This window comes from Enterococcus sp. ZJ1622 (assembly GCF_011038845.1).
Taxonomy (GTDB): Bacteria; Bacillota; Bacilli; order Lactobacillales; family Enterococcaceae; genus Enterococcus_B.
Genome location: NZ_JAAKDW010000015.1, coordinates 34193 through 59263 on the forward strand (window position 1 = coordinate 34193; position 25071 = coordinate 59263).

Consider the following 25071-nt stretch of genomic DNA (forward strand, 5'->3'; position numbering starts at 1 on the left):
TGAGGTTGTGACAGTGTCGTTCAGCTTTGAGGGCCAAGTAGGTACGTTGCATCATCGAATCACTGACATTCTCCGTGATTTAACGCAATAAGAAAAATTTTGTGAAAATGGCTTCTCACATTTTTTCATAAATTAGGCTTATCTCCGAAAAGTTGGCACTGGAACACCGTGTATGAGGTTATGACAACTGCGTTTTGACCTGAGTAATAGAGAGGAAAAATGTAAAATAGCTCCTCATATTTTCTTGTTCAGTGTCCTTATTACCGAAAAGCAGCAGATGGAACACCGTGAATCAGAGGTTGTGAAAAAGCTGTTCTGCATCAAGTAATAAGAACAGCCAAACAAAAATAGCTCTCCATATTTTTCGTTTGGTTGGGCTTATTACCGCAGATGCAAGCTTTTGAACACCGTGAATCAGAGGTCGTGAAAGAGACGTTCGGCCTTGAGCGATAAGAAGCGATTTTAAAAAATAGCTCCCCATATTTTTACAAAATCGTGCCTTATTGCCGATAGGCTGTCTCCTTGAACACCGTTTATGAGAGGTTATGAGCCTACCGATTTGTTCCTTTATTTCCTATCCGCTTGGCACACGAAAAAACTTAATGCTTATTTATCACTTTCTTGTTTTGTCAGATGGTATAATTTTCAAAAAAAGGAGAAGATGGGATGAGATATTTACCGAGGATCTTGTTATTTTCTTACTTGTTCCTGTTATTATGGCTGATTTTATTCAAACTTTCTTTCGATTTTTCTCGCTTTGTTACTTATTCATTCAGCAATACCAATCTTGTTCCTTTTTCGACTTTCTCATTGAATAATCCTACGATTTTGAGAGAAACGATGTATAACTTGATTGTTTTTGTTCCGTTAGGCGTACTTTTACCTGTCAATTACAAACAAGTTTCTTTCTGGAAAAAACTCGTCTTTATTTTTCTCTTGAGTTTGTCAGCTGAAATGATCCAATTCTTCTTTCACATCGGAGTAGCAGATGTGACTGATTTGATCACAAACACTACAGGCGGATTATTGGGATTGTTGTCTTATCAGGGAATGAACCGCTTCTTAGGAACAAAGAAGCTTGATCGATTAGTTGTTATTTTAGGGTTTGTTTTATTGTTATTTTTAGTGACATTTTTTCTTTTGATGACCCTTACTAGGCGTCTTCAACTCCAATAAAAGGATATTCTATCTATGAAAGCGACCCACAAACGTTAGACCAAAAATCGAACATTTGTGGGTCGTTATTTCTATGGTAATTCAAGATTCACATCGATGGTCTGTAACGGTATGTCATAAAACCGGTCTTCTCTTCGACCAAGAAAATCTTTGCCTTGTTTCGGGAATAACGCGTACAGTAACACGTCTTCTTCCGTTTTTGCATACTCGCCAATCTCTTTCCGGAAAGTTGGCATTTGCGGTCCGATCAAATCCGCTGGACGGACAGTGACGACTTCTTCTTCCCCGATGATAGCTGATTTGATTGCTTCACTGATTTCGACTGGCGGACGTCCATACAAGCCTCGAACATAATCTTTGATCTCACTTGGAACGAGTTTATATCGTTCTTTGGAAATGACATTCATCAGCGCTTGTGTTCCAACCATTTGTGATAACGGTGTGACTAAAGGCGGGAAACCAAGATCTGCCCTGACTTTTGGTACTTCGGCTAAAACCTCCTCGTATTTATCTTGTAATCCCTGCTCGGTCAATTGACTTAAAAGGTTGGAAAGCATCCCTCCCGGCACTTGATAAATCAATGTTTTAGGTTCAGTATCCTTCACTTTGGGATTAAGTATCCCCTCTTCACGGAATCGGTCACGGATCGGATTGAAATATTCTGCGATCTCTGCTACTTTATCCATCTCTAACCCTGTATCAAAGCCCATATCTCCTAAAGCAACTGCGAGCGATTCCGTCGCTGGCTGGCTTGTCCCGCCGGCAAATGAGGAAATGGCAGTGTCGATGATATCAGCACCGGCCTCTGCTGCTTTCAAATACGTCATCTCAGAAATTCCGCTTGTGGCATGTGTATGGACTTCCAGAGGCAGATCGACAGCGTCTTTGATCCGGCTGACTAGCTCATAGCCAGTATTTGGTGTTAGAACACCTGCCATGTCTTTGATACAAATCGAATCAGCACCTATTTCTGCCATCTCTTTTGCTAAAGAAACAAAATAATCCACCGTATGAATCGTACTTGTCGTATAAGAAATCGCTGTCTGGCAATGTCCTCCAGCTTCTTTTGCCGCAGTAACTGCTGTGTTCAAATTTCTCGTATCATTCAGTGCATCGAATACACGAATGATATCGATCCCGTTTTTGACTGATTTTTCAACAAAATCACGTACCGCATCATCGGCATAGTTTTTATATCCCAATAGATTTTGGCCTCGAAGCAGCATTTGCAGCTTCGTCTGCTTCACTTCTTTTCGGATAAGCCGCAGCCTTTCCCACGGATCTTCGTTCAAAAAGCGCAAACAGGAATCAAAAGTTGCACCTCCCCACATTTCCAGCGAATGATAGCCCGCTTGATCCATCGTCTCTAAGATCGGCAGCATATCACTAGTGGGCATCCGCGTAGCGATCTGGCTCTGCTGCCCATCGCGCAAGACTGTTTCCATCAGTCGAATCTTTTTTGTCATCAAGTTCTCTCCTTCCTTTTTCTATGATCCTATGAATGGCTTGTTGCATTTCTTGGACCGTATGCTTACGAGCACGTCCGCACAGTTTGGCTTCCTGTGTACAAAGAAAACAGCTTCTTGCCGGGATACCTAGTTCTTTTCTACTGACAGGACGGGGCTGGTCATCAGCTAGACAAAGGACGTCCAGATCAGCTAGCCGTCCGAAAGGGTGTGTTTCCTCGATCATGACCATCTTCTTTTTGACTTCTTTTTCTGGTAAAGAGGTCAGAAAATAACAGACAGGGCCGGTGTGTTCTTTGGGGGAAATATATGTTGTCTGGACTGTTTCTCCCATTGTTTTTTCTACAGCTTCCACCATGGTTTGAAAGATTTCCGCCAAACTTGCCGAATATTTGACTGGTCCGGGGATGTTCAAGGTAGCGCAAATCAGTACTGTGTCTTTTTCTTCTGACAACAATTCCTTTTGCACTGCTACTCTTCTTGAACGGGCATCCAGCATATCTTTTAAGCTAATCGCTGGGCCATCGAATAATTTTTCAGACATTTTTGACCACATCGATGATCGTGCCATCCCGATATTCGATCAAAGCGACTACTTTTTCGCCATATTCGATAGGGTCCGGTTTACCGACGATTTGATACGCTTTTTCTTTTAATTCATCGATCGTAAATTGAGGGATATCAACGGTTTGGAAGTGTGTGATCAAGTCTTGGCGCTCTGGATTGATCGCGATTCCGATCTCTGTCACAACCACATCGATACTTGTTCCCGGCGTTACTACTGTATTGACTTGGTCGACAATCGTCGGTATTCTTCCTCGGACTAAAGGCGCAATGACGAGACTCATTTTACAAGCCATACTCGTATCAGAATGCCCCCCTGAAGCACCGCGGATCACTCCGTCAGACCCTGTGATCACGTTGATGTTAAAGTTCGTATCGACTTCCAATGCGGATAAAATGGCTGTATCTAACTGATTGATGAAGGAACCTTTGCTCAAGGGCGAGGCATACATATTCGCATCGATTTCATAATGGTCCTTATTTGTCCCTAGCGAAACGGCTGAAGGATGATCGAAGTCTTGAACATCCACGATTTTTTCTACCAGTCCCTCTTCCAGCAGCTCGACCATTGCATTCGTGATGCCCCCGAGCTCAAAAGCTGCTTTGATCCCGTCACGAATCATGGCTTCACGTAAAAAACGTGAAACGGCTAATGCGGCACCGCCTGTTCCAGTCTGGAAAGAAAATCCTTCGCGATAATAAGGCGAATGGGTGATCACTGAAGCTGCGTACTCTGCGATCAGCAATTCTTTGGGATTTTTTGTAAAACGCGTAGCCCCTTTTGCTATACCTGCCGGGTCTCCGATCGAATCGATCTCTACTACGTAATCGACATCTGTTTGAGGGATACTGATCGGTGTATTCGGAAATGGAACAAGCGTATCCGTGATGATGACTACCTGATCGGCATATTTGGCATCGATCATCGCATAGCCTAAAGAACCGCATGTCGCTTTGCCCACAGTCCCATTCGCATTCCCATAAGCATCTGCACTTGGCGCACCTAAAAATGCGACATCGATATGGATATCCCCGGTAGCGATCGCACGCGCTCGTCCGCCATGGGATCTTATGATGACTGGGTTTTCCATGATACCGGAAGAAATGGCTGCACCAAGCTTGTCTCGAAGGCCGCTTGATGTGATATTCGTCACCACGCCATTTTTGATATGATCGATCAGAGGCTCATGGACATTAGCGATCGAGCTAGGAGCAATGGTCAGGTTTTTGATCCCCATTGCTGCAATTTCTTCCATTACTCGATTGATCACATGATCGCCTTCGCGAAAATGATGATGGAAAGAAATCGTCATTCCATCTTTTAATCCGGTTTTTTCAATTGCTTCTCTGATACTGCCCAGAAGTTTGGTTTCATGTGGACGTTTGGGCTGGATCGTGCGGCTTGCTTCCTTATAGGTTTGGATATGTGCTAGTTCCCCTTCAAAAACACCGTAATGTTCGGCATATTCTGCCGGTATCTCTTTTCCTGCTTGATTCAAGACCATGATCAGACCTCCTCTTTTGTGATCATTTTTGCTGCTTTTGCAAGGGCGAGTACCCGCTCTGCCCGCTCTACGATAGGTTTATCGATCATCTTTCCATTCAAGGAAATCACACCAGAGCCTTTTGCTTCTGCTTCACGAATCGCCCAGACCACTTCTTTTGCGTTCTGGATCTCTTTTTCTGAAGGAGCGTAGATGGCATGTACCAAAGGAATCTGACGCGGATTGATCACTGATTTCCCATCGAATCCCAGCTGTTTGATCAGCCTTGTTTCTGCCTGGAATCCTTCAACATTATCGACATCAGAATAAACTGTATCGATCGCAGCAATACCTGCTGTTCTTGCTGCGTGCAAGATCATGCTCCGCGCAAAGAACAATTCCTGACCATCTGGATAACGTTTCGTCTTCAGATTCGTCACATAATCTTCTGCACCTAAAGCAATACCGATCAGTCGTTCAGAAGCGGTTGCGATTTCTCGTGCATTCAATACGCCTTCTGCAGATTCGATTGCCGCCATCATTTTGGTGGTACCGACAGGGATCCCATTTGCCGCTTCTACCTGTGTGATATGCTCATCGACTGCTCGAATATCCTGAGCGGTCTCTGTTTTTGGCAAACGGATCACGTTGACTCCGGCCAAGACGACTGCCTCGATATCTTCTGCTCCCGTCGTTTCCAGTCCATTGATCCTTACGACTGTCTCTACTGAACTGTAATCAAATGTTTTCAAGGCAAAATGCACTAATACGCGAGCGGCATCTTTTTCCTTCAAAGAAACAGCATCTTCTAGATCAAACATGATCGAATCTGCGCCATATAATGGTGCATCTCGAAGCATTGCCGCATTTGCTCCGGGAACAAACATCATTGTCCTTCTCAAACGTTCCATGAATCGATTTCCCTCCAGTCATATTCTTGTTCAGCCGCACGGTGGACGGCCGTGAGCAGTCTAGCGGCGATCGTACAATCCAATGCGCCTTTATCGACTGCTGTGACCACCGCAGATTCCACACCCAGATCTGCAAGTGTTTTCTTTATCACTTGGCGGATCTGTCGTCCGAATTGTTTTTCGACGCTGCTTTCTAAAGAGATACTGATGCTCTTTCTTTCATTGGGTTCGACTGTGATCAGTACGTCACTGGACTCCACTGTTCCTGCTGATGCAGTTTTTTTTATTTCCACTTTTGTTCACCTCTCGATTTTTTTATGCTTTTCTAGATAATCTAATGTCGTTTCTGGCAAAAAGGCGGTCAAGATCGACCAGTCTTTTTCCTCTAGCGCTTTTCTTACTCTTGTCGCACTGATGATCTCCCCCTGAGCACGGAGCCGAGGAAGAACGACTAATTCGATTTCCGGATGAAAGACTTCCCTCATCATTTGATTGTAGATCGCTGTCACTTCTGACAAAGGTTCTTCCCCAACGTACCGCTTCCGGATAGCTAGGATCGGTGCAAGCTTTTCTTTGAACAACTGAGCATCCAGCTTTGCCTGGACATGGGCAACATCATGAGGAGCATTCTCCTTCAGGAAATAAGCAGGAAAAATAGCGGAAGACACTAGATAATCGTTTGTCGGGAGGACACTGACATTTTTCAAATGTGCTACCCCTAGTTTGACCATTGCTAGCCGTTCTGCAGAAGAAAAAGCCGATCGATCTTCTGATAAGACAAACACATAGACGTGCTCGCTTTGCTCCGCTGCTTTTTCGATCAGATACTGATGCCCTTTTGTAAACGGATTGGCGTTCATGACGATCGCGCTGCCGTCCTCACCTTTTTTTGCCTGCTCCAGCATTTGACGATACTGTCGGAAATCTGGGGCGCCGATTTCCATGAATACGAGTTCTTCTGTCACCAGTATTTCCTGAAAACCTAAGGAATGAAAAATCAGTTCGTTCTCCGGTTTGGTATAAACAAATTGATGATGCACTCCTTCTTCTCTCATTTTCTCGAGTAGATGACCCATGAGTCGTGTCAATAGATTTTCCGATTGATACTTCTGGCAGACAGCGATCCCTTTCAAGATATTTCCGAGAAAGGAGCCCGTGGCAACCAGGCGGTCCTTATCATAAATCCCAGCTGTATAGCCTACTTCTTCATCAGGATCTAATCCTGCTGTATCCATCAGTTTTTGCCATTGTTTTTTTGTCTGAGTATCCTGATCCAGCCATAATCGTTTCAGTCTATACATAGCAATCCTTCTTTACTTTTTAACTGGAAATGCTTTTGTCAGCAGCAGCGATGCAAAATAAATGACTAATATAACGATAAATACGCCACCCCAGCCAAAAAGCAGTAATTCCAATGCTATCAATAAATCTTCTGTCATCGATTTTCCTCCTTATGTTAATAATGCGAGTAGCAAGCCGCCAGCAATCACTGAAGCGATCTGCCCTGACACATTTGCTCCTGCTGCATGCATCAAAATGAAATTCTGAGGATCTTCATCTGTCGCCATTTTCTGGATCACTCGACTAGACATCGGAAAAGCTGAAATCCCGGCTGCGCCGATCATCGGGTTGATCTTGTTTTTCCGGAACAGATTCAATAATTTCGCAAACAGTACGCCACCCACAGAATCCATGATGAAAGCGACTAACCCTAAAGCGATCACCATGAGCGTATCGAGCTGCAGAAATTCTTCGTACTGCATTTTCACTGAAATGGACAAGCCTAATAAGATACTGATGATATTGACCAGTTCATTTTGTGCAGTGATCGAAAGCCGGTCCAGTACACCACATTCTCTTAGTAGATTCCCGAACATCAAGAATCCGACAAGTGGTAAAGACACAGGGGCGATCAATCCCGCCACAATCGAAATGACGATCGGAAACAGGATTTTTGCTGTCTGTGAGACTTCACCTGCTCGGTAAGCCATACGGATTTTTCGTTCTTTTTTCGTTGTGACTGCTTTGATCGCGACTGGCTGGATGATCGGGACCAGTGCCATATAAGAATAGGCCGCAACCATGATCGCTCCCATATATTTAGAATTCAGTGTATTGGCAACAAAGATCGAAGTCGGCCCATCTGCTGCACCGATGATCCCGATCGAAGCAGCATCGTTCAGATCGAATCCTAGTAACACTGCCACGATCACTGTAAAGAAAATACCAAATTGTGCCGCTGCGCCAAACAAAAGCAGGAACGGATTCTGCAGCAATGGACCAAAATCGATCATCGCGCCGATTCCAATAAATAATAGCAAAGGGAAAAGCTCTGTATTGATCCCCATATCGAACAATACTTGAAAAGGTCCTGCTTCACCTCCAGCACTCAATACGCCTGAATTAGGGAAATTCACCAAAATCGTTCCTAACCCCATCGGTACTAGCAGTGTTGGTTCATATTCTTTTTTTATCCCTAGGTACATCAGCACCCCGCCGATGATCATCATGACAAGACGCCCGGGTTCCGTCCCCATACCTACTACACCTTCAATCAATGTTTCCATAAACTTCACTTCCTCTTCTCATATGATAAGTACTACGAAATAGTGATCAGCGCATCACCTGGGTTAACCATATCGCCAGTCGCCACATGAATACCAGCGACTGTTCCTGCTTTGCCAGCTACGATCTCATTTTCCATTTTCATCGCTTCTAAAATCATAAGCGGCTGGTTTTCCTGCACTTGTTCACCAGGAGCGACCAGGATTTTTAGAATCGTTCCTGGCATCGGCGCAGTCATTGCTTCGCCTGCTGACTCTGATGGATTTACAGGAGCTGAAGCAGAAACTGGTGTAGCGGCTGGTTCTGGATCAGGTACGGAAGCAACCGGAGCTGTCGAAGGCGCTGGCTGAGCCGGCTGGGGCTGCGGGACACCGCCGATCTCTTCCATTTCGACTAGATATTCTTTTCCATCGATCGTTATTTTGAATTTGCGTAACATAATTGCTCTCCTCCACTACTCATTCGTTTATTTTTTTGCTATTTTCTTGACGGCAAACTGTGAATGTTCCGAATCTCCCGTTGCAAGACTGACTGCAACTGTCGAAACGAGTGCAGCTTCCGGGTTGATCTGTTTGATCTTTTTTACTGCAAAGCGGCTTTCAGGCATATCACCTGCTGCGATAGCTGTCGCAATCACACTGACGAGTTCGTACGCTTCTGGTTCAGCCGGAATGTATTTAGGAACCGCTTTCCATTTTTCTGCTGGTTCTATCTCTTTGGCAGGATGATCGGCAAGAATGACTTCCTTTTCTATTTGTTTCCTTTTGAACAAACGATTCAAAATATGCAACTCTGTTCTCCTTTCTATGTTATTCGGCTCATTTCCATTATAAAAAGAACCATGAAATCAGCTAGTGCTACTTGGACTTATAATTGTTCTTTTGGTGTTCCTTTTTGTGCACAAAAGGAAAAAACTACAAATAACGCTGGTATAACAGCGTTTTTCAAGCGTTAATATTCTATTAAGAACTTGTTAAGCAGTGAATAAGAATTACCGGAACGGATTGTTTTTTCATTGTTCTTTTTTCATAATCGCCTTTCCCAACTGAATGCTTTTGATTATTCTTAGGCACATCAGCTAGCTGTTAAAAACGAGATGGAAGGGAGATGGAACGTCTAGTTGTTCTGATTATCACAAGTCTTTGCCCGCATTTTTTTACGATCCTTTGTTAACGCTTACAAATTCCATTATTTGAAAGGAAGAAAGTCTATGCTTCTTACTGTTTTGTCTTATGCAATGATTATTGTTTTTATGTTTGTGATCATGAAAAAAAAGATGTCACCTTTTACTTCTTTGGTGATCATCCCACTTATTTTTACGATTATTGCGATGCTGTCTGGGGTCGCTGAAAAGGGAAATATCGGAGATTTTGTCTTAGATGGTGTTGCAACGACTGCGAATACAGGGATCATGTTGCTTTTTGCTATCTTATACTTCTCGATCATGCTGGATGCCGGTTTATTCGATCCGATTACGAAAAAGATGATCTATTTTGCTAAAGGAGACCCGATGAAGGTCCTGATGGCAACAGCGATCGTCGCTGCGGCAGTTTCATTGAATGGCGATGGCACGACCACTACATTGATCTGCTGTTCTGCATTCATCCCGATCTATAAGAAATTGAATATGAAAATGATGAATCTCGGCGTACTGATCATTCTGCAAAACACGATTATGAATCTGCTGCCTTGGGGCGGACCAACTGCTCGTGCGATGGCTGTATTAAAAGTCGATGCGGATATTTTGACTTATCTGCTTCCGGGAATGGTTCTTTCTTTATTATATGTCACTTTCTTCGTTGCTCGTCGTATGGGGAAGCAAGAACGTGCTCGCCTTGGTATCACACAAATGACAGATGCTGAGATCGAAGAAATGACGACAGTATCTGATCCGGAAATGAAAAAGATCCGTTGTCCGCATAATTTCCTGTTCAATGGGATTCTTACTATCGTATTGATCGGTTGGCTAGTCGCTAGCTCATTCGTTTCTTCGATTGCTTTACCGCCTATTCTATTGTTCTTAGTCGGGACTTGTATCGCTTTGATGGTGAATTATCCGGTACTGAAAGATCAATCTGCACGTATCGGGGCAAATGGCGGCGATGCAGTCCAAGTTGTCATCTTGGTCTTTGCAGCTGGTGTGTTCATGGGACTGTTCCAAGGTTCAGGGATGGCAACAGCTTTAGCAAATAGTTTTACCCATCTGATCCCGCAGCAACTAGCTGGATTCTGGGGTTTGGTTATTGCCTTGATCTCCGCGCCAGGTACCTTCTTCATCTCGAATGACGGTTTTTATTTTGGGGTGCTTCCTGTCTTAGCTGAAGCTGGACGTTCGTATGGATTCACGAATATGCAGATGGCTCTTGCTTCTTTATTAGGACAAGCTTTCCATCTGTTGAGCCCGTTAGTTGCATTTATCTATCTGCTTTTGCGTTTGACTGGTTTGGATATGGGCCAATGGCAAAAAGAAGCTGCAAAATATGCTTTAGGGATTTTCGTGATCTTTGTCGTGACGATCATCCTGTTAGGTCATATGCCGCTTTATATCCCGCAATGATCCCTTATTTGTATCAAAAAAAAACGTTCTTTTGAAATTGTTGTTTAAACAGGTTGAATTTTGTTATTTTTTTCGTTATGATTCCGTTAGTAGGACGATGTGAGGAACAAAATGATTTTCTTGTTCTATCCGTCAGATAGGAGTTGGCCATGCATTCAATTGTTGAAGTGGTAAGCAGAAATCTCGATTTTTCGCAAAACAAACCGTTAAAAATACTTGTCTATGAAGCCTTCCGTAAAACCATCATCTTAGGGGATATCCCAGCCGGTGCGCGGATAAACGAAAAAGAACTGGCAGATGCCTTGAATATCAGCCGAACCCCGATACGCTATGCTCTAAGAGAACTCGTCAGTGAGCAGCTGGTGGAACATGTCCCCAAAATCGGAATCGTTGTAAAAGGAATCAGTATAAAAGATGCTTATGAAATTTATGATATCCGAAAGTCGCTGGACACACTTGCAACGATCAAAGCAATGAACAAAATGACAGAGGAAGATTTTTCTCGTTTGAAAGCGCTATTAATCGAAGGAGAACAACTGAATCAAGAAAACAGAGTCGATGAATTGCTGCAGAATTTCTCAGATTTCAATGCGTTCATCTATGAGAAGAGTCAGATGCTCAGGCTAAAAAGCATCGTCTTAGAGTTACAATCTTATTTGGTTTACTTTCGTGACCTCTCGATTCGCTCTTCAAAACGCCGCAGCACGGCACTTGAAGAACATTGGCTTATCTATCGTGGCATGAAGACAAAGGATGAAGCACAGATCACCATGCTCACACATGAACATTTGGATCATTCGCTTCAATTTATTTTAGCGGAAATGGAGCGTCAGGAAATTGATTAGCTTACTCACTAAGATCAGCGGTTACGCCGAAAAAGCTTTGTTATACGAGGTTTCTTTGACCCCTAAACCTGGATTAGTCGATCGCAGGAACAGCGGTGCACATCAAGACATGGATTTTTTTACTTTCATAGATAGTATCGTTTCACTGTCCCCTTTCTTTCAGAATTATGTCGAAGCAGGTTTTTATCATGAAGGCCCATTGCCCCAACTATTCGACCAGCTGAGAGAAATCGGGAAAAAAGCTGAAACAGCCATGCTGGAAGCAACGAATGGCGTGAATACTCATAAAGGGGCGAATTTCTCTTTTGCTGTCCTATTAGGCGCAACAGGGTTCTATCTGCAGACTGGAGCTGTCCTTCCGTTTGAACGAGCAGATTCGGAAAAAATCCTGCAAATCGCAGGCCAGATGACGAGCGGACTCTTGGAAAAAGACTTTCATGATCTGGCATCCAAAACTTCTTTGACGTATGGCGAGAAACTCTATCACGATCAAGGGGTCACAGGTATCCGCGGGGAAGCAGCAAGCGGATACCCCTCATTGAAAAAACTGCTGCATTATTTGAGACAGCACGAAGAAGACGAGGAAGAACTCACTTTCTTAAGGGCACTCATCTATTTGATGAGCGAAGTGGAAGACAGTAATCTATTGCATCGAGGGGGGCTATATACATGGAAAAAGGTCCAAGCCGAAAGCCGAAAGATCCACCAGGCAAATTTGCAAAAACTTGAGCTGATCGATCAGTTACGTACTTATGACCAGCTCCTTATCAAGCGGAACCTGAGTCCGGGCGGCTCTGCTGATCTGTTGTCTCTGGGGATTTATTTTTCTTTTTTAGAAGGTTCTGTATCTCCTGAAGGTAAAAAAGTATAACCGATACCCCAAACTGTTTTTAAGTATCTTGCATTTTTGGGATCTGCTTCGATCTTGTTTCTTAAATGATTGATAAAAACCATAATCGTATTCGCATCGAATTGCCCGTCATCCCACACACTGCTGTAAATCTGTTCCTTTGAGAAAACCTGATCGGGATTTTCCATGAAGAATCGGATCAACTGGATCTCCTTTGAAGACAGCTGGATTTTCTGACCTTTCTTGTATAGCTGGTAACGACTTTGATCAAAACGGAAATCGCCAATGACCAGTTCCTTGTTGTTTTGACAGATTCTGTGGTCACGAATGACTTGATTTCGATCCAAAGCCGCTACGACTTGTGCTCGTAACAGATTCAAAGAAAAAGGTTTCGTCAGGTACTGGTCGGCCCCGACTTCCAAACCGGCAATGATCTCCTCTTCTCTTGTTTTCCCGCTTAGAAAAATCAGCGGCACCGCAGGATCTTTTTCTCGAATCAATTGTGCTAAATGATAGCCGTCATTCTCATGCTCCAGACTGACATCCAATAAATAAAGATCGAATGTCACACGTGACATGATATCCAATGTTTTCTCCACCGAATCGCTTTGATAAATCAAGATACCGGTCGATTGCAATGATTTCCAGATCAAACGACGAACGGCCGGTTCATCATCGATAACTAAAATTTTTTCGTTTCGCAAAAGAATCTCCCCCTAGTACATAATGGAATAAAACGCGGAAAGGAACCTATCATGAAAAGACCTTCGAATAAATTTTTATATGGCAGTATGCTGCTTGTCCTGTTACTCACGATCATTGGAATGCTCTTTACTCTCTCAAGTTACTATCATACTCAAAAACATGCCGTAGCATTAGCAAAAGACCAATTGACAACGATCAACCGCTCTGCGATCAATGTCATCCAAACCAGACTTCAGTCTTATCAGCTCGCCTTAAAGCTTTGCAGCCAGTCTTTAAGTACGGATAACATAAAGCTTGAAGAACCGATCTCGTCCCTCGATGAACAGCATACACAAGAAAATCCCGCTGCAGCAGGCCTTTATCTTTTCTCATCAGAAGGAACTTTGTTAGATAGCAGAAAGTTATATTCGAATCCGATGCTTTCAGTCAAAGATCGTACCAAAGTTATCGCTGCCGATCCATATTTTAAAAAAGCGATCGAAACCAAGAACGAAGAAACAAGCGATGTCTATTTTCTACACAATCACTCTTACATAAACCTTTATCAGCCACTTTCTTTAGAAACAGACAAGCAAGCCTTGCTCGTTATGCCTATCGATCTACAGAATCTTTATCGAACAGAATTGATGGAGGAACACTCCTTGAATGGCTATACTATGGTCAAAAACCAAGAAATGAAAGTCGTCATGCACCCTTCACAAGAACAGATCGGCCTAGGGATCATCGAGGGACGAAAAGAGAAATTTCCGGATCTGGATCTATCTGATCTAGTACGTTTAGAAAAAGAGCAGCTCGCAAACCAAAAAGGTAGCCTGTCGTATCATTCTTACTGGTGGACAGATGCTCGACCGAAACAAGTGCTGAAAATCACTTCATACGAATGGGTCACTCTGGGAAATGCTCATCTTGTTTTTGCCAGCAACGAAGATTATTACGAAAAAAACGGTCTCCTGATCCAAGATGATTTGATTACTTTGGGCCTGCTGATGCTATTGCTTGTGGTGATTCTGTTGTTAGGCTTTGCTACTCATTACTATCTGAAACGCAACCAGACCTATCATGAAAACCAGAAGCTGCGAGAGCGTCAGCATCTTCTTCAGGAAAAACACGAACTGGAAAAAAGTATCCTCCAGCAATCAAAACTGGAAACGATCGGACTATTGACCACAACAATCGTCCATGACATGAATAATTTTTTGACCCCTATGATCGGTAATCTTCAATTGCTGATTGAAGAGCATCAGGGGAACGAGATCCTGACAGAAGATCTCCAGGAAGTTTATCATGCTGCTGAAAAAGGGCTGCAGCTTTCTAAAAATGTGCTTCGCTTCTCCAAAATCGATACCATGCAAAAAAACAAACATTCGATCACACCTGTCATCGAAGAAGCGATTCAGATGCTTCGCGTGTTGCTGCCGAAATCACTTACTCTTGAAATTTCGTTATCAGGAAATGGGATCGCCTGCTTCGAAAAAGATGATCTTCAAATCATTCTCTACAATCTTATTACCAATGCTTATCAAGCAAGAAATGACTGTTGTATCCATCTGATGCTCGAAACGACAGACGAGTTGCCCACCTATTTTGAGCACCGCCCTTCGTTTCAGCAAAAGAACTCATTTGCAGTAATCAAAATCGCAGATAACGGTCCGGGGATTCCGCCAGAGATCCAAGACAAGATCTTCACCCCGTTCTTCACTACTAAAACAGCTTCAGGCGGCACAGGACTCGGCCTTTTCATCGTTGCATCGATCGCAAAGAAGAACGACTGGCTACTCCATGTGACAAGCAATGAGAAAGGAACGACTTTCTCTCTTGGCATCGCAATAGAAAACTGATAACACCGAACGAACATAACAGAGAACTACTGTGCATGCTCGGCCAATAATCGAGTATGTGCAGTGTTTGGCTTTTCTTCTCAATTCTTTCTCTATCACAGTTTAACATTAAAGCGCTACCATATGATAGATACAAAAAGATTTTTTGACAACTAATCTTCTTTTTTTGAAAAAAAGAGTGAACTTGGCTTTGATTGTAAAATAACAAGGGTAATGATTTTTTTGCTTATTAAAAAAAATAATGTTTTTTTATATAAATAATCATTTGATGAAAAACCTATTGCATGAGGATTAAATCAGTGATGTAAATGCTTCCTTTTTTAAATATTCCAATTATACTAAAATAGGAATAGAAATGAATAACAAACATCTATCAAAATGATCACCTATTATACCGTTGATCCATCTGAAATTCGGAATAATTAAAAAGTGATTGTTTTTTCATCATAATCGTTAGAACAGGAGTCCGGATAATGAAAAAAAGTACATTTATTTTAGCCAGCCTATGCACATTGACTGTCTTATTGATTATAGCTGCTTTCTTCACTACTCCAGTAATGGACATCTCCTCAAAAGCAGAGATGAACCAATCCATCGACGAAGATATGGCGCATGTCCCTACGAAAAAACAACTGATGAAAGCTGAAGGACCACAACTCACCTTGCTAGGACTTTATCAGATCACCGCAATCGATTTTGAGGATACGCTTCAAGCGACGTTGACGGATGAAGAGCAGAATGAGCACAAATTTTCGATTTCTATATTAGATAAGCAGAAAAAACGATTTACGATCCCTGAGATTCGTTACACCCCGCAAAACCTAGCCCTTCATGATACGTTCGGTTTAGCAAAAAAAGGAGCACGTTACTTTGCTTATCAGCCAAGTAATAGTAAAACAGAGTGAATTTATCTCCACGAAAACATACCCCCTATCGGTATGTTTTTTGCTTACAAACTAGTTTTATTTTACTCTAATGATCCTTGTTTTCCCTTGAAACAACCCTTCTGCCCAATGTTTCTACGTTCTCAATTCTTCGGCAAAATACGCTAGTTTTCTTTTATTTTTAGCTAGATTTGACAGATGAACTATCGTTTTTCCTAGCGTAAATAACGCTCCTCCAAAAGCTCGTTATTTTAAAATAATAAAATAACATCTATCTCCAATCATTCAAGTTATTTTTTATTTGTGGTATACAAACTTTTTCTTTGGCGTCGTATGTCTCTTTAATATTTATACATTTGCATTGTATATTCGTTATTCCCCTTATTTTTGGTTCTATTTCATCGTTTTTCTTCGATTTGTTCTGTTGAAGTTATCCACTGTGGAAAACAGTGGGTAACAAAGGACTGTTTGTTTTTTTCCACAAAAAAGACTTCTCAGTTCCCTCTCTCCTAAAAAATCAGATGCTTGATCTAACTTTGGAAGATTGTTTCCGTTCCTGAGAAGTCTTTTTTATTTTTTATATGCAGCAACGATAGTAAAAACAGCCGTTGAACAGACCACGAACCAGCTGCATTTGCTTTGGCCTAAATAAATAAGTATGGTGATAAAACTTGTGATCAATCCTATACGAGATTTCTTCCGGTCCATAAGGGGGGGTGACAAAAGACTTGTCGCAGTTCCTTTTTTCGAATAAACGGTGTTCAAAAGCTTGCATCTGCGGTAATAAGCCCAACCAATCGAAAAATATGAAGAGCTATTTTTGTTTGGTTGTTCTTATTACTTGATGCAGATCAGCTTTTTCACGACCTCTTGATATAAACGGTCTTCTCCTGCCAACTCCTTGCGCCTCAAAGTTAAACGGCAGGCTCACAACCTCTCCTTTTCCCCTAAAAAAACAGATTATTTTTTATCTTTCTCTTATTTTTATCTTAAATTTAGTAAAATTGGCTATTCGTCATTTATATTGCGATTCGATGGCACGACTAGGTATGAACCAAGCCATCAGGATCACAATATTTGCGATCAATACAGCGACAGGCGCTATCAGATAACCTAACAGGATACCTAATACATTCAGACTGATCGAAAGGTATGATTTCTTGTAATTGTTCAAAAGCTTTTTGAGTCCTTTTTCATGTCCTTTATTGGCATTGACTAGTTCCCTTGCCAAAATATAATAGGCGATATTCGCCACTAGCGTAACTACCCCGTAAGTGATCTCTGGAGTCAAGCTATTGATATATTCACTGATCCATGAAGTAGCAAATGGAAAAAGCGACAATGCGAAGATAAAGAAGCTGTTTGCCCACAAGACACGTCCATTTATCTTATGTACCACTTGAAATAAATGATGATGGTTATTCCAGTAAATCCCTAAGATAACGAAACTAACGATATAGATAAAGAAACGATTCCCTAAAGCTGTAAGCGCGGCCCACGTATCGCCCTCTGGTTTATGAAGCTCTAATACTAAAATAGTCATAATGATCGCGATGACTGCATCTGTAAAAGCTTCTAAACGATTTTTTGGCATAAATATTTCCTCCTTTTCTGCTTCATTGTAGATGAAATGGAATAGAAAAAGCAATTGTTTGATCGTTAGAATGACCTAGAAAAAAATCAGTCTACAGTTGGAGGTGAAAAAAGAAAATTCTTGTTATACTTTCTTTATCATAAGACAAGGAAAAGAGGAGGGTATCCCATGAGACAAAAAAATACATTCTTGAACATTTTCATGCTGATCATGGTTCTGATTGTTGCTAGTTTTGTTGTAAGTCTTTTTATCGGTGCATTAAGCAGCATCCTATGGTTCGCAGTCAAATTACTGATTCCCGCAGCTATTGTCGTCTGGCTGGTTCGCTGGATCACAGGATCATCGCGCAGTAGAAAATATTACTAAACAAACGAACAAAAAATAAACTTTGAAACCTTCATACTGACTTATTCAAAAAAGAGGTTGTGACAGAATTCAATTCTGCCGCAACCTCTTTTTATCTGAGCGTTCCTGCTGCCTGATGTAGGACAGCTTTTTCACAACCTCTAACCCAATGCAACGTCTAGGATCATCATGATGATAAAGCCACTCATCACCCCAAATACAGCAAAATGCCGTTTACTCGACAAGGTCTGCTGTGCTTCAGGGATCAATTCCTCTACAACGACATAAATCATCGCACCCGCAGCAAAAGCCAGTGCATAAGGAAGAAGCAACTCGACTTTGGTCACTAATATCGCACCAATCACCCCTGCAATCGGCTCGACGATCCCAGAAGCTTGCCCGTAAACAAAAGCTTTCCTTCTGCTAAGTCCCTCTTGGCGTAATGGGATCGACACTGCAGCGCCTTCCGGGAAGTTTTGGATACCAATCCCTAAAGCAACCGATATCGCTGCCAGAATAGATGCTGTAGGGTTATCAGCCGTTGCTGCCGCGCCAAAAGCGACACCTACTGCCAGACCTTCTGGGATATTGTGTAATGTAATAGAAAAGACAAGTAAAATCGTTCGTTTCAAATGTGTAGGAAGCCCCTCTTTTTCATGCTGGGGACCAAAATGCATATGCGGGAGTGTTTTGTCCGCAATATATAAGAAAATACCGCCTAAGCCAAACCCGATACTGACGACTAGCCAAGCAATATCTCCGTTTTCTTCGGCTTTCGTGATCGCAGGATCTAACAACGACCAAAAACTTGCCGCAATCATTACCCCTGATGCGAAGCCTAACATCAAATTCAAGACCTCTTTTTTGATTTCTTTAAAGAAAAACACTAACGCCGCGCCAAGCGCAGTCATGAAATACGTAAAAGCCGTTCCGGTCAGTGCCTGTTGCCACGGTTCCAACTTCAATAGCCACTCAGTCATGTCATTCTCCTCTCACCTATTTGATTACTACTCTAGCATAGATGAAAAACTGTGACTACTTTTTTATAAGGAGACGAATTAGTTGGGATTTTTTGGAGAAAGTTCTATACTCTAGTTATTAAAACATCAGCGAAAGCGATGTGTAAAAGGAGTGGTACATCATGTCAACAGTCAATGCAGGAATAGCTATGGTAAAAGTCCTCGAAAGTTGGGGAATCGATCATATTTACGGCATCCCCGGCGGTTCGTTCAATTCGATCATGGATGCTTTATATCATGAAAGAGAAAAAATTCGTTATGTCCAAGTCCGCCATGAAGAAGTTGGTGCTTTAGCCGCCGCAGCCGATGCCAAACTGACAGGAAAAGTCGGAGCAGTTTTTGGTTCAGCTGGTCCTGGGGCAACCCATTTGATCAATGGCCTATATGACGCACAAATGGATCATGTCCCACTTGTAGCTTTTCTAGGACAAGTCGCTTCTACTTCGATGAACTACAATTCATTCCAAGAATTAAATGAAAACCCTATATTCGCAGATGTCAGCGTATACAATCGTACAGTGATGACTCCGCAAAGTCTGCCACATGTGGCTGATGAAGCGATCAAAGCAGCCTATGAGCACAAAGGTGTAGCGATTGTCACTATCCCTGTCGACTTTGGTTTTGAAGAAATCGAAGAACAAGCCTTTTCTACTGCACATACACATAAAACAAGCGTCATTTTACCTGAAGAAAAAGACCTGCTTGCTGCACTTCCTTTTATCAAAAAGGCTCGTAAACCAGTGTTGTACATCGGTCAAGGGACCCGAAACGGTTTCCCGCAGATCAAACAGTTTTCTGAACACTTCTCAACACCTGTCGTCGCTTCTGTATTAGCTAAAGGTATCGTACCTGATAGTTATCCTAACTTCCTTGGTTTTGCAGGTCGTGTAGCAACCAAACCGGGAAACGAAGCACTAGCAGAAGCTGACCTGATTTTATTCGTAGGAAGTGATTTCCCGTTTGGACGTGCCTTCTTCAATCCGGATGCCGAATTTATCCAAGTAGACATCGATGCTTCTAAATTCGGTCGTCGTCATGAGACATCTCTTTCGATCTTAGGAGATGCCAATACAACGCTCCAAAAACTTGTCGAACTTGGTGAAGCACGACCTGAAGACAGCTGGTTCCTTGCTAATCAAGAAAACAAGGAAAAATGGGTCAAATGGCTACAATCATTTGAATCACGTGACGAAGAGCCTGTACGCCCTGAAGCTGTTTACAAAGAAATCAATCGAATCGCCAAAGACGATGCAATCTTCGTGACAGATGTCGGAAATACGACGATTCATTCGATCCGCTCACTGAATATGAATGGTCAGCAAAAACATACGACTTCCGGTTGGTTCGCAACAATGGGAAATGGAGTACCAGGCGGAATCGCAGCTCAATTGAGCTATCCTGAAAAACAAGTCTTTACGTTGAGTGGCGATGGCGGATTTGCGATGGTCATGCAAGATATCATCACACAGGTAAAATACCAGCTGCCAGTTATCAATGTCGTCTTTTCGAATGATTCATTCGGCTTTATCGAAGCTGAACAAGAAGATACGGAACAAAAGAAATTCGGTGTATTTTTAGAAGGTGCTGACTTTGGAAAAGTCGGAGAAGCACTAGGCGCAAACAGCTTTACCATTACCGAATATTCGCAGTTGCGACCAGCATTTGACGCAGCAGCCAAATCTACCCGTCCAGTGGTCATCGATGTAAAAATCGGAAACAAACGACCACTGCCAGTAGAAGACCTCCATTTAGATCCAAGAAAATATTCAGAAGAAGAAATCCAGGCATTCAAGGAAAAATATGAAGTCGTTGATATGCCAGTGTTGAATGAATTGTATGAAAAGAGGTTGTTCAAAAGCTGTCCTGCATCAAGCAGTAAGCTTTTGAACACCGTGAATCAGAGGTTGTGAGCCTGCCGGTTAACTCCAAGGCACAAGGAACAATTTCAAAAAACAGCTTCTCATGTTTGATGAATATTGTGACTTGTGCCCGAGGAGTTGGCAGGAGAACACCGTGTATGAGGTTGTGACAACCGCGTTCTGCTTTAAGGAATAAGGACACTGAACAGAAAATAGCTTCTCATATTTTCTTGTGCAGTGAACTTATTGCCGAGAAGCAGCAGATGGAACACCGTGTATGAGGTTGTGAAAGCAGCGCTTTGACCTGAGTATTAGAGAGGAAAAATATGAAATAGTTCCTCATATTTTTGTATTTTTCTGAGCTAATATCGAAGCTCAGCTGGTTGAACACCGTTTATCAGAGGTTGTGAAAAAGCTGCCCTGCATCAAGCAGTAAGAACAATCAGCTAAAAATAGCTCCTCATATTTTTCTGCTGATTGGACTTAGTGCCGCAGATGCAAGCTTTTGAACACCATGTATGAGGTTGTAACAGTACCGTTCAGCTTTATTTGCGTAAGTACATTCCCTCATCGGATCACCGAAGTTCACGTGATTTCGCACTATAAAAAGAATTGATTTATAAAAAACGATCGGCCTCCAAGCATTTGCATCTTCTGCTAATCCTTGGAAGCCGATTTATCTGTTTCTTAATGATTCGATCACATATTCTTGCTACTTGGATTATCTGAACGCATAAACGATATGCGTGATACCAAATAACATAAAATAAAAACCTACTAAGAAACTCAATGTCAACGCTGAAGAGATCGGATTGAACAATAAAACGATCCCCAACAGAATCCCTAAAATATTTACAATAACTGTGAACCAGTAATAACCAGTACTTACACCTCTAGCCAAGTCTGCAGTGAACAATGCGAGAACCGAATCGGCAATAAACCATACAGCAAAGACAAATGGCAATGCAGCAACTCCTGCGCCGATATTGAATAAGAAAAAGATACCAACTAAAATATCGACTACTCCGATGACTAGTGGCATTTTCCCTTTGTATCCCGTCAGTTCCTTCAAGCGGTTACGGATGAATAACTCAAAGATCCCCTTTAAAAAAGCAAAAATGGCAAAAACGACTACGATAGCGACGAGATTTCCGACTGGGTCTTGAAAAGATAAGAGCGAAACTAGAACAAATAAAATACCTAAAATCAAAGATCCCCAATCGACTGTTTTTCTTTCATTCATTTTCTATCCTTCTTTCATTTTCTTTACATTTCCATAGTACGCCCTCTTATAAATAACGTCAAAAATTATGCTGTTTTATATTTTTTCGAATGAATGATTATTTTTAAATCTGACGCAAACCACTCTTATCTTTCATTTTTTGCGAAACGTTCCACGTGAAACACAAAGAATAGCCGATTACCTTGAAACTTTTACCTTTCCCCTATATAATTCTAGAAGACTTGTCAAAACTAAAAGAGATAAAAGTGAGGAAAAAAATTGATTACTGTAAATGATGTGAGTTTGCACTTTTCAGACCGCAAACTATTTGATGATGTAAATATTAAATTCACTCCCGGAAACTGCTATGGCTTGATTGGTGCAAATGGTGCAGGTAAATCAACGTTCCTTAAAGTATTATCTGGCGATTTGCAGCCTTCTACAGGTACAGTTTCGATGGGTCCTGATGAACGTATGGCTGTATTGAAGCAAAATCATTATGATTATGAAGAATATACAGTGATGGAAACAGTGATCATGGGACACAAACGCTTGTATGAAGTGATGAAAGAAAAAGACGCCATCTACATGAAAGAAGACTTTACCGATGAAGACGGTATCCGAGCAGCAGAACTTGAAGGCGAATTTGCCGAACTGAATGGCTGGGAAGCTGAACCAGAAGCTGCGGTCTTGTTGCAAGGATTGAATATCCCAGAAGAATTGCATCACCAACAGATGAGCGAACTTACTGGAGGACAAAAAGTAAAAGTACTGCTTGCTCAAACCTTGTTTGGTAAACCAGATGTCCTTCTTCTAGATGAACCAACAAACGGATTGGATATCCAATCCATCAACTGGTTGGAAGAATTTTTGATTGAATTCGAAAATACAGTCATTGTCGTTTCACATGACCGCCATTTCTTAAATAAAGTATGTACACATATGGCAGATTTGGACTTTGGGAAGATCAAGCTTTATGTCGGGAACTACGATTTCTGGCTGGAATCTAGTCAGTTGGCAGCAAAATTACAAGCCAATGCCAATGCCAAAAAAGAAGAACAAATCAAAGAACTACAAGAATTCATTGCGCGATTCAGTGCCAATGCTTCAAAATCGAAACAAGCAACTTCCCGTAAAAAAATGCTGGAAAAAATCACATTAGATGATATCCAACCATCTTCTAGACGTTATCCATTCGTTGGTTTCAAACCGGAACGTGAGATCGGGAACGATCTTCTGCAAGTCGAAAACGTTAGTGTCACCATCGATGGAAAGAAAATCTTAAATGATATATCATTTAATTTGAGTAAAGAAGACAAGGTTGCTTTCGTCGCAGAAAATGATATTACAACTACTACTTTGTTCAAAGTTATCATGGGCGAAATCACTCCTGATACTGGAACTGTTCGTTGGGGAGTTACGACAAGCAACTCTTACCTGCCAAAAGATACAACGAAAGAATTCGATACAGAGTTGACGATCTTAGACTGGCTACGCCAATACGCCAGCAAAGAAGAAGACGACAATACATTCTTGCGAAGCTTTTTGGGTAGAATGTTATTCTCTGGGGAAGAAGTGCTAAAACCCGTCAATGTTTTGTCTGGGGGAGAAAAAGTACGTTGTATGCTGTCCAAAATGATGCTTTCAAAAGCGAATGTCCTTGTATTAGATGATCCGACGAATCACTTGGATCTGGAATCGATCACTGCATTAAACGATGGCTTGATGGCATTTACAGGCTCTATCCTATTTGCTTCTCATGACCATCAATTCATCCAAACTTTGGCAAACCGCATCATTGCTGTGTCAGACAAGGGTGTGATTGACCGGGCAGATACGACTTATGATGAATTCTTAGAGAATCCAGATATTCAAAAACAATTGAAAGAGCTATGGGGATAATCCACGAGTTGTCTCTATTGCATGTGATGAAAAGAGGATATGACAAGATCTTGTCATATCCTCTTTTGCAACCTCTCATAAATGGTGTTCTCCTGCCAACTCCTCGTGCCTCAGAGTTAAACGGCAGGCTCACAACCTCTGATTCACGGTGTTCAAAAACTTGAGGCGCTGCTTTTATCCTCGAGTGACGCCCATCGAGAAAATAGCGATACAGCCGTAACCTGTATGGCTCGCGATTGTTGGGCCTAATGGATAAAGCTTGACTTCTTTCATTTTGATCTGCTCTTCCAAAAGTTTTTTTGCTTTCTCAGCGCTATCTCTATCGCCTGCGTACGCAATATAAACGATTTGTTCTAATGGTGCAACGATATTTTTGACCGTCTCATCAACGACTTTTTGGATTGATTTGTTCCTGCCTCGAACCTTGTCGACGTTGATCAATCGTCCGCCTTCATCCACAGTGATGATCGGTTTTACACTCAAGATGCTCCCTAGTGTTGCACTTGCTTTAGAGATCCGACCACCACGCTCAAGATACTTCAAATCATCTACAGTGACCCATGAATGGACTTTCAAATAATTCTGTTCCAGCCATTCCAGTGTTTCTTCCAATGTTTTTCCTTCTTTTTTCAGTCTCACCGCTTCTAATACTAAAAGCCCTTCACCAATACTCGCAGCTTTCGTATCAAATACATAGATCTGCGGGTCTTTGTATTCTTCCTTTAGCATCTCGACTGCTTGCAAGGCACTGTTATAAGAACCACTCATTCCGCTCGAAAAAGCCACGTACAACACAGGTATCCCTTTTTCCGCATAAGAACGGAAAAACTCTAAATAACGCCCGACATTGATTTGGGATGTCGTGGGCATCGCTCCATTTTTCAATTGTTCCATATATTCAGCGTAATCAAATGTTTCACCAAGATCATCTAACAACTCTTGACCATTCAATTGAAGCTTCATTGATAAAAATTCTACTTTTGCCTCTGCTAATACTTGATATGGCAGATCGCAGCAAGAATCCGTTACGATTTCATACACAAACTTCAACTCCTTCACGTTCCATTTTACCCTTATCGCCTATTATAGCAAATCTGATGCGTTTAGTTATTTTGAATTTCTCGATTTTTAAAAAAACAAGAGGATGGAACAAAATGAGGCTCTATAATTTCTAGGACTGATAGAATTTTCTGTCGGTCCTAGATTTTTTTGTAAAAAAACAAACAGACATACAAAAATTCCGATAGAATAGAGTCGTCTAAAACATCAATCTGAAAGGAAGTTT

24 protein-coding genes are annotated in these 25071 nt (G+C 41.8%); 9 read left to right on the plus strand and 15 right to left on the minus strand.

What is annotated here, in order from left to right; translation table 11 throughout:
• Positions 1-666: 666 nt before the first annotated feature.
• Positions 667-1176 (plus strand): VanZ family protein, encoded by a 510-nt coding sequence (locus tag G7Y42_RS12715; protein WP_165006489.1) that lies wholly within the window; start codon positions 667-669, stop codon positions 1174-1176.
• Positions 1177-1247: 71 nt separating this feature from the next.
• On the opposite strand, the gene G7Y42_RS12720 is transcribed toward G7Y42_RS12715, so the two are convergent.
• Genes G7Y42_RS12720 through G7Y42_RS12760 form a run of 10 tightly spaced genes read right to left on the minus strand, consistent with a single transcriptional unit; the run spans position 1248 to position 8956 of the window.
• Entirely contained in the window at positions 1248-2642 is a 1395-nt protein-coding gene (locus G7Y42_RS12720) for an oxaloacetate decarboxylase subunit alpha (RefSeq protein ID WP_165006492.1), read from the minus strand.
• Positions 2563-3186 (minus strand): citrate lyase holo-[acyl-carrier protein] synthase, encoded by a 624-nt coding sequence (citX, locus tag G7Y42_RS12725; protein WP_165006495.1) that lies wholly within the window; start codon positions 3184-3186, stop codon positions 2563-2565. Before citX ends, G7Y42_RS12720 begins: the two co-directional genes overlap by 80 nt.
• Positions 3179-4711, minus strand: a complete 1533-nt coding sequence (citF, locus tag G7Y42_RS12730) for a citrate lyase subunit alpha (RefSeq protein WP_165006498.1) — start codon at positions 4709-4711, stop codon at positions 3179-3181. Before citF ends, citX begins: the two co-directional genes overlap by 8 nt.
• 2 nt (positions 4712-4713) lie before the next feature.
• Entirely contained in the window at positions 4714-5601 is an 888-nt protein-coding gene (citE, locus tag G7Y42_RS12735) for a citrate (pro-3S)-lyase subunit beta (RefSeq protein WP_165006501.1), read from the minus strand.
• Positions 5589-5894, minus strand: coding sequence for a citrate lyase acyl carrier protein (gene citD, locus G7Y42_RS12740; protein ID WP_165006504.1), 306 nt, complete (start codon positions 5892-5894; stop codon positions 5589-5591). Before citD ends, citE begins: the two co-directional genes overlap by 13 nt.
• A 6-nt stretch (positions 5895-5900) precedes the next feature.
• Positions 5901-6902: a [citrate (pro-3S)-lyase] ligase gene (gene citC / locus G7Y42_RS12745; RefSeq protein WP_165006508.1), complete on the minus strand. Its 1002-nt coding sequence runs from the start codon at positions 6900-6902 to the stop codon at positions 5901-5903.
• 12 nt (positions 6903-6914) lie between these two features.
• Complete coding sequence (locus tag G7Y42_RS15160; RefSeq protein WP_277424431.1) at positions 6915-7040, minus strand: OadG-related small transporter subunit; 126 nt, start codon at positions 7038-7040, stop codon at positions 6915-6917.
• A gap of 12 nt (positions 7041-7052) precedes the next feature.
• On the minus strand, positions 7053-8168 hold the full coding sequence (locus tag G7Y42_RS12750; RefSeq protein ID WP_165006511.1) for a sodium ion-translocating decarboxylase subunit beta: 1116 nt from the start codon (positions 8166-8168) through the stop codon (positions 7053-7055).
• A gap of 32 nt (positions 8169-8200) precedes the next feature.
• Positions 8201-8605 (minus strand): acetyl-CoA carboxylase biotin carboxyl carrier protein subunit, encoded by a 405-nt coding sequence (locus G7Y42_RS12755; protein WP_165006513.1) that lies wholly within the window; start codon positions 8603-8605, stop codon positions 8201-8203.
• A gap of 27 nt (positions 8606-8632) precedes the next feature.
• On the minus strand, positions 8633-8956 hold the full coding sequence (locus G7Y42_RS12760) for a hypothetical protein (RefSeq protein WP_165006516.1): 324 nt from the start codon (positions 8954-8956) through the stop codon (positions 8633-8635).
• Between the two features lie 420 nt (positions 8957-9376).
• On the opposite strand from G7Y42_RS12760, the gene G7Y42_RS12765 reads away from it, so the two are divergent.
• From G7Y42_RS12765 to citG, 3 genes are all read left to right on the plus strand, one after another.
• Positions 9377-10723, plus strand: a complete 1347-nt coding sequence (locus G7Y42_RS12765; RefSeq protein ID WP_165006519.1) for a citrate:proton symporter — start codon at positions 9377-9379, stop codon at positions 10721-10723.
• Between the two features lie 149 nt (positions 10724-10872).
• Entirely contained in the window at positions 10873-11568 is a 696-nt protein-coding gene (locus G7Y42_RS12770; RefSeq protein ID WP_165006522.1) for a GntR family transcriptional regulator, read from the plus strand.
• Positions 11561-12439, plus strand: a complete 879-nt coding sequence (gene citG / locus G7Y42_RS12775) for a triphosphoribosyl-dephospho-CoA synthase CitG (protein WP_165006525.1) — start codon at positions 11561-11563, stop codon at positions 12437-12439. Before G7Y42_RS12770 ends, citG begins: the two co-directional genes overlap by 8 nt.
• On the opposite strand, the gene G7Y42_RS12780 is transcribed toward citG, so the two are convergent.
• The gene (locus G7Y42_RS12780) at positions 12388-13122 is read right to left on the minus strand and encodes a response regulator transcription factor (protein WP_165006528.1); all 735 of its coding nucleotides are present in this window, start codon (positions 13120-13122) and stop codon (positions 12388-12390) included. The two genes, citG and G7Y42_RS12780, sit on opposite strands and share 52 nt — an antisense overlap.
• Positions 13123-13173: 51 nt before the next feature.
• Here G7Y42_RS12780 and G7Y42_RS12785 point away from each other — a divergent pair, with 51 nt between their 5' ends.
• Together G7Y42_RS12785 and G7Y42_RS15045 are read left to right on the plus strand one after the other, a co-directional pair.
• Positions 13174-14961, plus strand: coding sequence for a HAMP domain-containing sensor histidine kinase (locus G7Y42_RS12785; RefSeq protein ID WP_165006531.1), 1788 nt, complete (start codon positions 13174-13176; stop codon positions 14959-14961).
• A gap of 473 nt (positions 14962-15434) precedes the next feature.
• On the plus strand, positions 15435-15866 hold the full coding sequence (locus tag G7Y42_RS15045; protein WP_241161962.1) for a hypothetical protein: 432 nt from the start codon (positions 15435-15437) through the stop codon (positions 15864-15866).
• 994 nt (positions 15867-16860) lie between these two features.
• Here the strand turns inward: G7Y42_RS15045 and G7Y42_RS12795 are convergent.
• Positions 16861-17439 (minus strand): TMEM175 family protein, encoded by a 579-nt coding sequence (locus G7Y42_RS12795; protein ID WP_165006533.1) that lies wholly within the window; start codon positions 17437-17439, stop codon positions 16861-16863.
• A gap of 168 nt (positions 17440-17607) precedes the next feature.
• On the opposite strand from G7Y42_RS12795, the gene G7Y42_RS12800 reads away from it, so the two are divergent.
• The gene (locus G7Y42_RS12800) at positions 17608-17805 is read left to right on the plus strand and encodes a hypothetical protein (RefSeq protein ID WP_165006536.1); all 198 of its coding nucleotides are present in this window, start codon (positions 17608-17610) and stop codon (positions 17803-17805) included.
• Positions 17806-17945: 140 nt separating this feature from the next.
• On the opposite strand, the gene G7Y42_RS12805 is transcribed toward G7Y42_RS12800, so the two are convergent.
• On the minus strand, positions 17946-18764 hold the full coding sequence (locus G7Y42_RS12805) for a ZIP family metal transporter (RefSeq protein WP_165006539.1): 819 nt from the start codon (positions 18762-18764) through the stop codon (positions 17946-17948).
• A gap of 161 nt (positions 18765-18925) precedes the next feature.
• On the opposite strand from G7Y42_RS12805, the gene spxB reads away from it, so the two are divergent.
• Positions 18926-20713, plus strand: a complete 1788-nt coding sequence (spxB, locus tag G7Y42_RS12810) for a pyruvate oxidase (protein WP_206215462.1) — start codon at positions 18926-18928, stop codon at positions 20711-20713.
• A 670-nt stretch (positions 20714-21383) separates the two neighbouring features.
• Here the strand turns inward: spxB and G7Y42_RS12815 are convergent.
• On the minus strand, positions 21384-21905 hold the full coding sequence (locus tag G7Y42_RS12815) for a DUF308 domain-containing protein (protein WP_165006542.1): 522 nt from the start codon (positions 21903-21905) through the stop codon (positions 21384-21386).
• Between the two features lie 258 nt (positions 21906-22163).
• On the opposite strand from G7Y42_RS12815, the gene G7Y42_RS12820 reads away from it, so the two are divergent.
• Positions 22164-23786, plus strand: coding sequence for an ATP-binding cassette domain-containing protein (locus G7Y42_RS12820; protein WP_165006544.1), 1623 nt, complete (start codon positions 22164-22166; stop codon positions 23784-23786).
• Between the two features lie 174 nt (positions 23787-23960).
• On the opposite strand, the gene G7Y42_RS12825 is transcribed toward G7Y42_RS12820, so the two are convergent.
• Complete coding sequence (locus G7Y42_RS12825; protein WP_165006547.1) at positions 23961-24827, minus strand: DegV family protein; 867 nt, start codon at positions 24825-24827, stop codon at positions 23961-23963.
• Positions 24828-25071: the final 244 nt, after the last annotated feature.

Excerpts from the sequence above, each read along its gene's own strand:
- G7Y42_RS12715 (WP_165006489.1), top strand. The coding sequence starts at position 667 with ATGAGATATTTACCGAGGATCTTGTTATTTTCTTACTTGTTCCTGTTA.
- G7Y42_RS12720 (WP_165006492.1), bottom strand. The coding sequence starts at position 2,642 with ATGACAAAAAAGATTCGACTGATGGAAACAGTCTTGCGCGATGGGCAG.
- citX (WP_165006495.1), bottom strand. The coding sequence starts at position 3,186 with ATGTCTGAAAAATTATTCGATGGCCCAGCGATTAGCTTAAAAGATATG.
- citF (WP_165006498.1), bottom strand. The coding sequence starts at position 4,711 with ATGGTCTTGAATCAAGCAGGAAAAGAGATACCGGCAGAATATGCCGAA.
- citE (WP_165006501.1), bottom strand. The coding sequence starts at position 5,601 with ATGGAACGTTTGAGAAGGACAATGATGTTTGTTCCCGGAGCAAATGCG.
- citC (WP_165006508.1), bottom strand. The coding sequence starts at position 6,902 with ATGTATAGACTGAAACGATTATGGCTGGATCAGGATACTCAGACAAAA.
- G7Y42_RS15160 (WP_277424431.1), bottom strand. The coding sequence starts at position 7,040 with ATGACAGAAGATTTATTGATAGCATTGGAATTACTGCTTTTTGGCTGG.
- G7Y42_RS12750 (WP_165006511.1), bottom strand. The coding sequence starts at position 8,168 with ATGGAAACATTGATTGAAGGTGTAGTAGGTATGGGGACGGAACCCGGG.
- G7Y42_RS12755 (WP_165006513.1), bottom strand. The coding sequence starts at position 8,605 with ATGTTACGCAAATTCAAAATAACGATCGATGGAAAAGAATATCTAGTC.
- G7Y42_RS12765 (WP_165006519.1), top strand. The coding sequence starts at position 9,377 with ATGCTTCTTACTGTTTTGTCTTATGCAATGATTATTGTTTTTATGTTT.
- G7Y42_RS12770 (WP_165006522.1), top strand. The coding sequence starts at position 10,873 with ATGCATTCAATTGTTGAAGTGGTAAGCAGAAATCTCGATTTTTCGCAA.
- G7Y42_RS12785 (WP_165006531.1), top strand. The coding sequence starts at position 13,174 with ATGAAAAGACCTTCGAATAAATTTTTATATGGCAGTATGCTGCTTGTC.
- G7Y42_RS15045 (WP_241161962.1), top strand. The coding sequence starts at position 15,435 with ATGAAAAAAAGTACATTTATTTTAGCCAGCCTATGCACATTGACTGTC.
- G7Y42_RS12795 (WP_165006533.1), bottom strand. The coding sequence starts at position 17,439 with ATGCCAAAAAATCGTTTAGAAGCTTTTACAGATGCAGTCATCGCGATC.
- G7Y42_RS12800 (WP_165006536.1), top strand. The coding sequence starts at position 17,608 with ATGAGACAAAAAAATACATTCTTGAACATTTTCATGCTGATCATGGTT.
- G7Y42_RS12805 (WP_165006539.1), bottom strand. The coding sequence starts at position 18,764 with ATGACTGAGTGGCTATTGAAGTTGGAACCGTGGCAACAGGCACTGACC.
- spxB (WP_206215462.1), top strand. The coding sequence starts at position 18,926 with ATGTCAACAGTCAATGCAGGAATAGCTATGGTAAAAGTCCTCGAAAGT.
- G7Y42_RS12815 (WP_165006542.1), bottom strand. The coding sequence starts at position 21,905 with ATGAATGAAAGAAAAACAGTCGATTGGGGATCTTTGATTTTAGGTATT.